At 41.5% G+C, this 12,581-nt stretch carries 12 protein-coding genes and 1 pseudogene; 8 read left to right on the forward strand and 5 right to left on the reverse strand.

The window, feature by feature from the left end:
* Positions 1 to 353: 353 nt before the first annotated feature.
* Positions 354 to 1,895: a bifunctional GNAT family N-acetyltransferase/carbon-nitrogen hydrolase family protein gene (locus ELQ35_RS18085; protein ID WP_126866606.1), complete on the reverse strand. Its 1,542-nt coding sequence runs from the start codon at positions 1,893 to 1,895 to the stop codon at positions 354 to 356.
* Positions 1,896 to 2,223: 328 nt separating this feature from the next.
* Here ELQ35_RS18085 and ELQ35_RS18090 point away from each other — a divergent pair, with 328 nt between their 5' ends.
* Together ELQ35_RS18090 and ELQ35_RS18095 are read left to right on the forward strand one after the other, a co-directional pair.
* Complete coding sequence (locus ELQ35_RS18090; RefSeq protein ID WP_126866607.1) at positions 2,224 to 2,661, forward strand: disulfide oxidoreductase; 438 nt, start codon at positions 2,224 to 2,226, stop codon at positions 2,659 to 2,661.
* Positions 2,658 to 3,128, forward strand: a complete 471-nt coding sequence (locus ELQ35_RS18095) for a thioredoxin family protein (protein WP_126866608.1) — start codon at positions 2,658 to 2,660, stop codon at positions 3,126 to 3,128. Before ELQ35_RS18090 ends, ELQ35_RS18095 begins: the two co-directional genes overlap by 4 nt.
* 79 nt (positions 3,129 to 3,207) lie before the next feature.
* Here the strand turns inward: ELQ35_RS18095 and ELQ35_RS18100 are convergent, their stop codons facing one another.
* The gene (locus ELQ35_RS18100) at positions 3,208 to 3,624 is read right to left on the reverse strand and encodes a DUF5365 family protein (RefSeq protein WP_126866609.1); all 417 of its coding nucleotides are present in this window, start codon (positions 3,622 to 3,624) and stop codon (positions 3,208 to 3,210) included.
* Between the two features lie 248 nt (positions 3,625 to 3,872).
* Here ELQ35_RS18100 and ELQ35_RS18105 point away from each other — a divergent pair, with 248 nt between their 5' ends.
* Positions 3,873 to 4,760, forward strand: a complete 888-nt coding sequence (locus ELQ35_RS18105) for an RluA family pseudouridine synthase (protein WP_246026125.1) — start codon at positions 3,873 to 3,875, stop codon at positions 4,758 to 4,760.
* A 46-nt stretch (positions 4,761 to 4,806) separates the two neighbouring features.
* Here the strand turns inward: ELQ35_RS18105 and ELQ35_RS18110 are convergent, their stop codons facing one another.
* Both ELQ35_RS18110 and ELQ35_RS18115 read right to left on the reverse strand, forming a co-directional pair.
* Positions 4,807 to 5,061 (reverse strand): GlsB/YeaQ/YmgE family stress response membrane protein, encoded by a 255-nt coding sequence (locus tag ELQ35_RS18110; protein ID WP_126866611.1) that lies wholly within the window; start codon positions 5,059 to 5,061, stop codon positions 4,807 to 4,809.
* Positions 5,062 to 5,667: 606 nt separating this feature from the next.
* Positions 5,668 to 6,498, reverse strand: coding sequence for an aldo/keto reductase (locus ELQ35_RS18115; protein ID WP_185861824.1), 831 nt, complete (start codon positions 6,496 to 6,498; stop codon positions 5,668 to 5,670).
* Positions 6,499 to 6,796: 298 nt separating this feature from the next.
* Here ELQ35_RS18115 and ELQ35_RS18120 point away from each other — a divergent pair, with 298 nt between their 5' ends.
* From ELQ35_RS18120 to ald, 5 genes are all read left to right on the forward strand, one after another.
* A complete protein-coding gene (locus ELQ35_RS18120) occupies positions 6,797 to 7,414 on the forward strand; it encodes a DUF47 domain-containing protein (protein WP_126866612.1) in 618 nt (205 codons plus the stop codon).
* Positions 7,415 to 7,428: 14 nt separating this feature from the next.
* Complete coding sequence (locus ELQ35_RS18125; RefSeq protein WP_126866613.1) at positions 7,429 to 8,427, forward strand: inorganic phosphate transporter; 999 nt, start codon at positions 7,429 to 7,431, stop codon at positions 8,425 to 8,427.
* 452 nt (positions 8,428 to 8,879) lie between these two features.
* Positions 8,880 to 10,136, forward strand: coding sequence for a helix-turn-helix domain-containing protein (locus ELQ35_RS18130; RefSeq protein ID WP_126866614.1), 1,257 nt, complete (start codon positions 8,880 to 8,882; stop codon positions 10,134 to 10,136).
* A gap of 54 nt (positions 10,137 to 10,190) precedes the next feature.
* The gene (locus tag ELQ35_RS18135) at positions 10,191 to 11,027 is read left to right on the forward strand and encodes an EcsC family protein (RefSeq protein WP_370873483.1); all 837 of its coding nucleotides are present in this window, start codon (positions 10,191 to 10,193) and stop codon (positions 11,025 to 11,027) included.
* Between the two features lie 139 nt (positions 11,028 to 11,166).
* The gene (ald, locus tag ELQ35_RS18140; protein ID WP_126866616.1) at positions 11,167 to 12,300 is read left to right on the forward strand and encodes an alanine dehydrogenase; all 1,134 of its coding nucleotides are present in this window, start codon (positions 11,167 to 11,169) and stop codon (positions 12,298 to 12,300) included.
* A gap of 132 nt (positions 12,301 to 12,432) precedes the next feature.
* Here the strand turns inward: ald and ELQ35_RS23230 are convergent.
* Positions 12,433 to 12,549, reverse strand: a pseudogene (locus ELQ35_RS23230) (hypothetical protein); the annotation flags it as partial.
* Positions 12,550 to 12,581: the final 32 nt, after the last annotated feature.

The following is a 12,581-nucleotide window of genomic DNA, read 5'->3' on the forward strand; positions in this document are numbered from 1 at the left end:
TCGCACGAAGGAAAGCGATAGCTTTTCGAGGATGTGCTGACGTCGACGTTCGCCACAGGACGTGGCAGATCTTAGTTGACGTTCCTTTTTAGGTGCTTCCGCTTTTTTTACTGTAAAGGAAACTATAGATTGAATTTATGTGGATAACTTAATCTTGATTATCTGCGTCCAGCTCCAGCGCCTAGCCCCTCGAGGTCATAAGCCAATCATCTGATGGGGAGAAAACCGCTCCCCATACAGCTGCTCGTCTTATGCTTGTCGGACTTGCACAGGATGTGCTGACGTCGACGTTCGCCACAGGACGTGGCGGATGTTAGTCGACGTTCCTTTTAGGCGCTTGCGCTTTTGTTCTGTTATTTTCGGTTATATTGGATTTTGTAAATATCATGTCGTCTGTCCTTTAGCTGCCGTACGGTCCCTGACTGCCGCTGCCGGCGCAAAATTTCTAGGTCCACATCCCCAATCAATACCATTTCCAGGTTCGGGTTTGTCTCCCCAACGATTCCATCTCGGGCAAATTCAAAATCAGACGGTGCAAAGATTCCAGATTGCGCGTATTGAATATCCATATTTTCGGTTTGCGGCAAGTTACCGACTGTGCCGGAAATGACTGTGTAAATTTGATTCTCTACAGCACGGGCCTGCGCACAATACCTGACACGCAGGTACCCTTGGCGGTCTTCTGTGCAAAAAGGAGTAAAAATAATCTTTGCACCCATTTCCGTGGCAATCCGGGCCAGCTCCGGAAATTCAATATCATAACAAATTTGGATGGCGATCCTGCCGCAGTCCGTATCAAAGACCTTTACACGGTCTCCGGCACTGATGCCCCACCATTTCTGTTCATTCGGAGTGATATGGACTTTATACTGTTTCTCGATCGTTCCATCTCTGCGAAAAAGATAAGCGATATTGTAAATGTTTTCATCGTCCTCTTTCACAACGTGGGATCCGCCAATAATATTTATATTGTAGCGTACCGCTAAAGTCGTAAACAGCTCAATGTAAGATTCCGTGAATTCAGTGAGCTTTCTTATCGCAAGGCTCGGAGATCTTTCTTCCAGAAAAGACATCAGCTGCGTTGTAAAGAGCTCTGGAAATACGGCAAAATCAGCATTGGCATCCGATGCGACGTCCGTAAAATATTCCACTTGGCTCGCAAAATCGTCAAAAGAGCCAATTTGCCGCATCATATATTGCACAACACAAATACGCACCGGTTCTGACGTTTTATAATGCCGTTTTGATTTTGGATGATAATCGACATTGTTCCATTCCATCAAGGTTGCATATTTATTGGATGCCTTATCATCCGGAAGATAATTTGGATTGATCCGCATAAGGGTAAAGCCGTTTAAAAGCTGAAAGGAAAGGACCGGATCATAAATTTTATGAAGCTCGACCTCCCGTACATATTCCTTCGGCGACAATTCCTCGGCATGTTTATGGTAGTTAGGGATACGTCCGCCAATAATGATGCTTTTCAGATTCATCTGTGCAGCCATTTCTTTTCTTGCCTCATATAGCCGCTGCCCGATCTTCATCCGCCTGAAATCAGGATGGACCATTACTTCTATGCCATATAAGTTATAGCCGTTCTGATCATGGTTTGTGATATAGCCGTTATCTGTCACATCATCCCAGGAATGGCGGTCATCATACTCATCAAAGTTGATAATCAAGCTTGAACAGGAACCGATGACTTTCCCGTCATACTCCGCACAGAATTGGCCCTCCGGGAAGATTTCCAGATGGCTTTCAAGCTGTTCACGTTTCCATGGGACCATTCCTGGAAAGCAATCAGCTTGCATCGCGATAATTTCATCTATATCACTATGTTTCATATTTCGAATTTCCATTATCTTTTCAAATTTGTGTAAATCAAGTTTTGTCATAAGCTGTGCACTCCTTTTCCTGCATAAACCGTCCGTAAGGGAACGTCCCCTCGCCGACATACGTTTCCGTCTATGTATATAACTTTCTTTTTACCCCCTCCGCTTAAAGCTCAAACGATGCCTTATGCAGTGACACCAGGCATAGATCCCTATATGTAGCTGTCCCTTTTTTCAAGCCAATTATTACATTTAATTAGAAAAGTGGCGGAAATGTAGTACAGCACTTCGGCTGCATGATAAGAAAAGTGTGATGATAAGATTATATATTTTACACAGGATGGGATTACATACTATAATTTTTAAGAAATCATAAGTAGGTGGGGAATGGATGAACAATACGAAAAGCAATCAGGAAAACATTCTTTTTATCGCATGGGCTGCGGCCATTATTGCTATGTTCGGCAGTTTATATTTCTCCGAGATCAAGCAGTATGAACCTTGCGAACTGTGCTGGTATCAAAGAATTGTCATGTATCCTTTCACGGTCATATTAGGAATTGCCATTGTAAAAAAGGACTATTGGATCAGTTTTTACACGATGATCCTTTCTGTAATTGGTGCGTTGATCTCCGCATACCATTATTTACTTCAGAAGGTGTCGTTTTTCTCTGACCACGCGCCTGCTTGCGGTCAGGTTCCCTGCACAGGGCAATACATTAACTGGCTTGGCTTTATCACGATTCCGTTTCTGGCATTGATTGCTTTTGTGATTATCTTTATCTGCAGTTATCTCGTATGGAAAAAAACCAAGGAGGCAGCGTCATGAAAAAGATCGTTATTTTTTTGGGCATTATCATTGTTTTATTTGCTGCAATTGCAATTATCACAAATGTTCAAAAAGAAGATAAATCTGAAGGGAATCCTTACGGAAAGAAAAACCTGCAATCAGCAACTGTCGATCAGCTGGATGATCCGAATTACCAAAACTTAATCCTTCCCGAAGAGTTAGAACAAAAGCTGGGGGATAAAGAGGATGTTACCGTCTATTTCTACAGCCCGACTTGCCCTCACTGCAGGAATACTACACCAATTGTTGCCCCGCTTGCTGAAAAGATGGGCATAGACCTGGTGCAATACAACGTGTTAGAGTTCGACAAGGGCTGGAATGATTATCAAATAGAATCCACACCTACCATTGTCCATTACAAAAAAGGAAAGGAACAGGACCGAATTGTCGGCTCTAATAAAGAATCAGTATTCAGAAATTGGTTTGAAACGAATGATATAAATTAAAATTAAAAAACGAAGCTGGCTCATTGAAGAGTCAGCCTCGTTTTTTTGTCAGTTTTCTTGCATTGGAACCTATGTAGGCTTAGATAAGATATTGATTCGCCGCTTCAGCATATAAAAGATATGAAGTTTCGCTCTTTTCGTTTTTCAAAAGGGTAAAATGATCGAAGTTCAAGGGAAAAAAGACGCCATAATCATTAAGAATTCTAGCATTGATTTCAAACAAATCTTCAAATTTCTGTTCCAGAGGGATTTTACTGCGATCTTTTTTTTCAAGAATAGACATGATAACCTGTAAACAGGTCATGACTTGAAAAGCATCCTTAAGGGTACCAAAATAGGTTAAGCTGCTCACAGAGTTCTGTAATACCCCTATTTGTTCAAAATGAAGAATTTCTTCTTCGGTAAAATATCTCGGGAAAATGGATCCGTAAAAGAATGAGACAAGATTTCCGATTTCCTGCTCCTGTGCAGGTGTTGAAGAGAAAACGATCTTCACTAAAAACCCACCTTTTTAGTTATACAGATATATATATATGTTTATTTATGATTTCTTTTTTTTAGAATAACATAAGTCCTATAAAAAACAGGGTGGTAATTATACCCGCAATTATTTCCTTTTATAGGAAAAAACACGCTTCATTTTTCCTGATAAAGTCATCTTATAGTATTTATTATGTCGATACAGCAAAAATAATGTCGAAAGTAGGGGGAAAATTGATTCATTCAATAAGAAGAGGAAAATTCTTGCTTGTTACGATACCTGATAAATGGAACCAGTTTACTATTGAAGGGATTTTTAAGGATTATTGGCAGGTTCCAAAGGGGTTAATCCACGAATGGCGAATGGGCAAAGAGGTTTTCGTTAACAATCAATTCCGCTCCTGGAATTCCTCCTTGAAAGCCGGTGAATGTATACAGATTCCAATTTTTACTGAAGAAATAGAAGTATCGGTCCACCCTTCCGATTTGCAAATTTCTATTTTATATGAAGATGAACATGTCTTAATTGCAAATAAACCTGCCGGACTCGATACCCACCCTTCCTCACCGGACCAGGTACAGTCACTGCTGAACGGTGCAGCCTACCACCTGTTCGCGGAAGGACGCCCAGGGATGATAAAGCATATTCACCGACTTGATAGAGATACCACAGGGGCAGTGCTTTTTGCGAAAAATCGTCTCGCCGGATCCATGCTTGATAAAATGCTCGAGGATAGAAAAATCAAACGTACCTATGTTGCTCTTTGTGAAGGCATTCTTGCAAAGAATCAAGGAACGATAAGTGAAAAAATCGGCCGGGACCGGCACCATGCCACAAGACGGCGAGTTTCCCCGACAGGCCAAACCGCGGTCACCCATTATCAAGTGCTCAGGCGCTATCCAAAGAAAAAGCTCTCAGTGGCGAAATGTTCTCTTGAAAGCGGGCGGACCCATCAGATTCGTGTACATTTCAGCCACATCGGCCACCCTCTTGCCGGGGATTCATTATATGGGGGAAAGCCTGTCTATCCACGCCAGGCGCTTCATGCTTATAAAATTGAATTCATCCATCCGATTACAGAAGAAACAATTGTCTGCCGTGCACCATTTCTAGATAATCCGCCTATTTTTCCTGATATCCACCTCCCATAACAGAAATAAAACCTTCCTGCTTCCAGGAAGGTTTAGATCTACCTTATTATGATGCTTTTCGCATGCTTTTCAAGATTAGGCTTAAGATGAAAACAAGGACGATTGCACCGATTAATGCAGGGATTATTGCAAAGTCACCTACAACTGGACCCCAATCGCCTAGGATTAGAGAACCTAACCAAGCGCCAATGAAACCTGCAATAATATTACCGATAATTCCAAATGGAACGTCTTTTCCAACTATCATACCGGCTAACCAACCGATAATCCCACCAATAATTAATGACCATAAGAAACCCATGTTTAATTCCTCCTAAGTAAGTAAGTTTGTTTTTTGAATCCTTAGAGTGTGAAGCTGGCGTCAAACCTTCTTCTGCTCTATACGGCAGTCCCACTAAGAATATACTTGAATAAAAACGTCTTTTTTATGCCTTTTTATTTAATTGTATAATTACTTTTTCCACTTCTAGGCATATAGAAGCCGTTTTTATATAGCTGCGTCTTCAGGGATATTATATGTCTTCAAACTTCATTTCATGCAGTTTTACATTTACTCATGAAATTAAAGCGTTTTTTTTGATCGAGTGATTATTCGCACGAATTTTGTTCTGTCCTTTGACTGCAGCTTGCTTCACTTCTTCAAGTTTTATCTTAGTTGTTCATGTGTTCTTGCCGTTGTACTTATTACTTTCCCCGTCCACAAAAATCAAAACCTGAAAACGAAAATAAAAAGGAAAAAGCCAGAACAGCCTTTTCCTTTTTTACTTCAGAAATAAGAAAGTATAACTTTTTCAACAGTATTTGTGTCTAGCTCCAGCGCCTAGCCCCGACGCACAGGGTGCCGACGTTGCCACAGGACGTGGCGGATCTTAATCGACGTTCCTTTTAGGCGCTTGCGCTTTTCTTGTTAAAAATTAAAGTTATCTGGATCCGCTCCAAATCTTTCGTTAAGATTTAACGAATCAATTTGATTCATCTCATCAAGGCTTAATTCGAAATCAAACACCTGGGCGTTTTCTTCGATGCGAGATGGCGTCACCGACTTAGGGATAACAACGATATCATGCTGCAGATGCCATCTAATTAATACCTGGGCCGTTGTTTTGCCATGTTTATCGGCAATATGTTTCAGGGTTGGTTCTTCGATTAATTTCCCCTGCCCAAGGGGACCCCATGCCTCCACTTTTATTTCATGCTTTTGGCAGAAATCCCTTAGCTCTTGATGCGACAATCGCGGGTGAAGCTCCACTTGATCAATAACTGGCTTCAATTCACTGTTTGCAAATAAATCTTCCAAATGATGGACATGGAAGTTACTGACGCCAATGGAGCGCACCTTGCCATCTTTATAAAGTTTCTCGAGCGCTCTCCATGTGTCATTGAATTTTCCTTTTACGGGCCAGTGAATTAAATATAGATCCAAGTATTCCAAACCAAGCCTTTTCAAACTTTCCTCATATGCTTTAAGTGTCGATTCATAACCCTGATCACTGTTCCATACTTTTGAAGTAATAAAAAGGTCTTCTCGGGGTATACCGCTCTCCCTTATTGCCTGTCCCACGCCTTCTTCATTTTTATAGACTGCTGCCGTATCAATGGCACGGTAGCCAACTTCAAGAGCTTTTTTCACAGATTCCACAGTCTGGCTGCCGCCTTCCACCTTAAAAACGCCGAATCCAAGCTGCGGCATTTTTACACCATTATGTAAAGTGACTATATCCTGAACATTTTTTATCATGAAGAAAAACCTCCTTTTGGTTATAGTAGCATTTTACAAAAGACAATTTCTACCGATGAGCATTACCATAGCAAAACAAGACATACTCCATAGTTCATAAATATAGTTTTTAAGAAAATGTAGTAGTTTGTTAAATATTCAGCATTCATAATGTTAAGTTTTTGTAAATTTTCGTCGAAATCCCTTCCCTACAACAAAAAGAATCCGATACAATTGTTTCGCTCATACTATGCATATATCAGTTCTTGGATGAAGACAGCTATGCATTACAGCGTATTTAAAATTGGGGGGTTTCTTAATGGTTTTCAAGAAAAAGGACAAGTTTGCAATTCTGCTTTTCAGCATTGCCCAAAATTTAAAAGAGGCCGCTGATTATTTCGCTGATTATAAACTGAATAATGTCAGTGATTTAAAAGTATTCGCAGAAAAAATGAAGGATTATGAACACAAGGGCGATAACATGGTTCATGAAGTCATTAAGGAATTAAACAACGCCTTCATCACTCCAATCGAACGTGAAGATATTCTTGCTTTGACAATGAGCATGGATGATGTACTGGACGGCCTTGAACACAGTTCAGCACTGTTCGAAATGTATTCTATCATCAATGCCGATGAATATATGTTGAAATTTGTCGACGCGCTTAAGAGTTGTGCCTTTGAGATTGAAAAGGCGGTAGATCTTTTGTCTTCGAAAAAGTTGCTAAGCATCCGTGAAAATGCAATCAGAATCAAAGATCTAGAATCAGTTTGCGATGGCATACAGCGCCAATCGATTAAAAACCTGTTTACAGTCGAGAAGGATCCGATCCGTATCATTCAATATAAAGAAATCTACGAAAACCTGGAAGAAATTGCAGACAGCTGTCAAACTGTTGCCAATACACTTGAATCAATTATCATGAAAAATGCGTAAGGAGTCCTCCATACATGGATACATTATTTGTTCTAACAATACTGATTGTCATCGGGGCCCTGGCATTTGATTTCATCAACGGATTTCATGATACCGCCAATGCCATCGCCACCTCGGTTTCCACAAAAGCTTTAAAACCTAGACATGCGATTCTCCTGGCAGCAGTCATGAACTTTCTCGGAGCCTTGACCTTTACAGGAGTTGCCAAAACAATCACAAAGGATATCGTCGATCCGTTCACTTTACACAACGGATCCCTGGTTATTCTTGCAGCCCTTGTTGCTGCGATTGCCTGGAACTTAATTACCTGGTATTACGGCATACCGAGCAGCTCTTCCCATGCAATCATCGGTTCGATCGCAGGGGCAGCCATAGCAGCCGCTGGTTTCGGATCTTTAAATTGGAGTGGATTCCTTAAAATCCTTCAAGCCTTAATCATCTCTCCATTACTGGCATTTGCAGTGGGTTATATCGTTTACAGCATTTTTAAAGTCGTTTTTAAGAATAACAACTTATCAAAAACCAATCGGGGTTTCCGTTATATCCAGATTGCAACCGCTGCACTTCAGGCTTACTCACACGGTACAAACGATGCTCAGAAAGCAATGGGGATTATCACATTGGCTTTGATTTCAAGCGGCCAGCTTACCAGCACCGACATCCCATTTTGGGTCCAACTCTCCTGTGCTACGGCAATGGGCCTTGGCACTTCTGTCGGCGGATGGAAAATCATTAAGACAGTTGGCGGCGGAATCATGAAAATCCGCCCGGTTAACGGCGTTGCAGCTGACTTGACAGGTGCCGCGATTATCTTCGGCGCTACATACATTCACTTACCAGTAAGTACGACGCATGTCATTTCCTCCTCTATCCTTGGTGTAGGTTCCGCACACCGCATAAAAGGAGTAAAGTGGGGTACTGCAAAGCGTATGATCATTACTTGGTTTATCACCCTGCCTATTTCCGGCTCCTTTGCTGCCCTGATGTACTTTTTATTAAATCTTTTCTTTTAAGATCAAAAGCGGAAGCGCCTTGCTCAGCCCTGACAAGCATAAGACAAGCATTTGTATGGGGAGCGGTCTTCTTCCCAAATGATTGGCTTATGACCTCGAGCTGCGAAAAACATCACCTGAAGGTCAAGGTCATGTTTTTCGCAAGATACTCAGGGAGTAATTCAAAGAAGAAAACTGGCTAGGCGCTGGAGCTAGATGTAGATAGCCTAGATTATCTTAGCCACTCTGAAATCAATTTAGAATTTATTAAAAAAAGACAAAATCCTTTCCCTTCGTAAAGGATTTTTTCGGCAGATAAGAAAATATAAACTTTCTTATCTGCATAAGTGCAACTACGCCTCTGTCATCGCCTTTACAGGCTCGCCAATCGGCGAGTTTTCTTTACTGATTACTGCAAAGTATATTACACTTTCAATAGAAGGCGATTATTGATGATTAAGGGGAGCTGGTATATGCAGGAATCCAAAAAAAGGGAAGTCTTTAAAGGCGTATTCGGTGATCTTATGGAGTTTGCGGATCGTATCAGTTCAGTGCTTGACTGCCCGGTTACGGTCGAAGACGGAAATCATCGGTTGCTTGCGTACAGTACACATGGAGAAACGACTGATCAAGCAAGGATTTCAACGATCATCGGGCGAAGGGTTCCTGAGAAAGTGATTAACAGTTTATGGAAAGAGGGCGTTTTGCCGGCACTCCTGAAAGATGAAAAACCGATACTGGTACAATCCATCGAGGATGTCGGTCTTGGCAAGAGAGCAGCGATTTCCATTCGAAAAAATGATGAAGTCCTTGGTTTCATCTGGGCGCTTGAGATAAATAAACCATTTTCTGAAGAAGACATGGATTTCTTACAGCTGGCCGCTAAAGAAGCCAAAAACCAACTATTGCAGCTCCAATTGCGAAAAAAAAGGAAAGAAGAAGGCCACGAAGAATTTTTCTGGCAATTGCTGACCGGGCACTACCAGAATGAACAGGAAATAACGGCACATCTTTCGCAATTTTCCCTTCAGGTCCCTGCCCTTTTTTCAGTACTTGTTTTCGAATTTGCCGATGAGATAACAAGAGATGTCGAGCGCTACATTTCCTATATGCTTACGACCACCCAAAAAATTAAACCGTATTTTTTCACTACTGACCACAACCGGCTGATCTTATTAATTGGAGCTGAAAACACGACAGGATTTCCAGCATCGATCAGCGAGTTCGTTCCTTACTTTATTACGCAAATGAAGTCCCGGTTTCATGTAAGTGGCATAACAGGTGCTGCCGGCGGTATTTACCAGAAGTTATCGGAGGGAATGCACAGCTACCAGGAAGCCTTGTATACTTTAAAAATAAAGCAGGCCTTTCCCGAAGATACTGAAACTATGACCCAATATAAAGAGCTTGGTATCTATCAATCCCTGGATATGCTGGTAAAAAGCCAATACTCCGAAACCGGAAATGTTTCCATTTCAATGCTCACGGCGTATGATGCTAAAAACCAGACAGACCTTTTGCAAACATTGCAGGTTTATTTAGAAAAAGACTGCAATCCCAATGAAGCCGCAAAGCAGCTTCACATTCACGTTAATACATTAAATTACCGCTTAAAGAGGATAACTGATATTGGGGAGATTAACTTGAAAGATCCCTTGCAAAAAATGTCCCTGTTTCTCGGTTTTAAACTAAAGCAATACGAAATTTTTTTGAAGAAAACGGAAACCTGATCATGTTTGTTCCGTATTAATACTATTCTCATAAAAAAGGTGGACAAATTGGTGATACCGGAATCTAAAGAAACACTGCAATTCGAATTGCAACAGATAGAAAAGTGGGAAAACGACCAGAAAGGGCTATGGTTCTGGGAGCGGATTGGCAGGATTCCATTCAAATTACTGGATAAGATTACGCCTGCGTTTATTCAAAAGAAAATAGGAATCCTTCTAGAGGAACTTGGCAGCTTCGTCCAGTCAGGCGGCCGCTATTTATCAAAAGAAAAAACGATCCTAAACAAATTGCAGGACAGGCTTCCTGCTGATACAACCATTTCAGTTATTGAAGATATTGAAAAAGTACCACTCGAAGTGATGGACACTGTTTGTGAAGATATACAGAAGAAACATAGCCAAATAGCTACCGTACAGGGAGCCACGACAGGTTTTGGCGGTATCTTTACACTCGCTGTTGATATCCCTGTTTTATTAGGACTTTCGCTAAAAACCCTTCAGGATATCGCAATGGCTTATGGGTTTGATCCGAAAAAGAAAGAAGAAAGAATCTTCATCGTGAAGTGCCTCCAATTCGCAACTGCGGATATAGTCGGAAAAGAAGCCATTCTTAATGAGCTATCTTCATTTTATCGGCACGAGGATAAAAATACGAAGGTGATCATGTCCCAATTACAGGGCTGGCGCGAGGTTGTTTTCACATATCGCGATCAGTTCGGCTGGAAAAAGTTATTGCAGATGGTTCCGATTGCCGGGATGATTTTTGGGGCTTTCACGAACCGGTCGATGATACAAGAGATTGCCGAAACTGGACATATGCTCTATCGCAAACGCCGGATTCTCGAGAGACTGGACAAATTTAATTACTTGCTTGAAAGCGAATACAAATAATGAATCATATAAAAAGGAGCATTTGTGGAATTACACAAACGCTCCTTTTTTTCTTTTCTTTTTTACACAATTATTATTTTTGATTTTCGCATTATAATTTTATTACAAAGGTGAAATTTATTAATGGAGGTATTATATCATGCGAATTGGTGTACCGAAAGAAATTAAAAACAATGAAAACCGTGTAGCAATCACTCCAGCAGGTGTCATAGCTCTCGTGAACGCCGGCCATGAAGTATATATTGAAAAAGATGCCGGAGCGGGAAGCAGCTTCACAACCGCTTCTTATCTTGCTGCAGGTGCGGCAATTGTTGAAAGCGCTGCCGATGTTTGGACTAGGGCAGATATGATCCTAAAAGTTAAGGAACCGATTCAGGCAGAATTTAAATATTTTCGAAAAGGATTAATCTTATTCACTTACCTGCATCTGGCTGCTGAGCCTAAATTAACACAGGCTTTAAAAGACAGCGGTGTCCTGGCAATCGCCTACGAAACAGTAGCTGTCAACCACACTCTCCCACTGCTTACACCGATGAGCGAGGTGGCCGGCCGAATGAGCGCGCAAATCGGCGCTCAGTTTCTTGAAAAGCCTAAAGGCGGCAAGGGCATCCTGCTTAGCGGTGTACCAGGGGTAAAACGCGGAAAGGTAACGATCATCGGCGGCGGTGTCGTCGGCACAAACGCTGCGAAAATCGCCATCGGCCTCGGTGCAGATGTAACGATCATCGACTTAAGTCCTGACCGTCTCCGCCAATTGGATGATATTTTTGGCAATCAAATTACGACTTTAATTTCAAATCCGTACAATCTCGCCCATGCTGTAGCCGAATCAGACCTTGTGATCGGCGCTGTATTAATCCCAGGTGCAAAAGCTCCTAAGCTTATTACAGAGGAAATGGTTAAATCCATGTCTCCAGGCTCCGTGATTGTCGACGTTGCCATTGACCAAGGCGGCATTTTCGAAACAGTTGACAAGATTACCACCCATGACAATCCGACATATGATAAGCATGGTGTAGTCCATTATGCCGTTGCAAACATGCCGGGTGCTGTTCCGCAAACGTCGACGATCGCCCTGACCAACGTAACCGTACCATACGCCCTGCAAATTGCCAATAAAGGAGCAATCCAGGCGATCCGTGATAACGCTGCACTAGCTCGAGGCGTGAATGTTGCAAACGGCGCAATCACCTTTGAGGCAGTTGCATGCGACCTTGGCTATAACTATGTATGTGTGGAGGAAGCGTTGAATAGTGAAAGTATTAGTGCTTAGAGCTATTATCATTATTAAGATTTTGATGTAAATTGTATTGTAAACCTTTACTTCGAAAGTATTTTTGAGAATGGCTGAAGCATAAGAAAAAGAACTCCTACAATGCAGGAGTTCTTTTTCTTATGCTTCAGCTTCAAGTTTCACTGATTCATTTTTATATAAAATAAAAACAAGCGGCATCACAATCATCTGCAGAAACTTTACATAACCGCTTCCGACAATATTGAACCAATCAGCCGATTGAACAATTTCATAAATGTTATTATTTCTCCTGACAATCT

The organism is Peribacillus cavernae, from assembly GCF_003989135.1.
In the GTDB taxonomy this organism is placed as follows: Bacteria; Bacillota; Bacilli; order Bacillales; family DSM-1321; genus Peribacillus; species Peribacillus cavernae.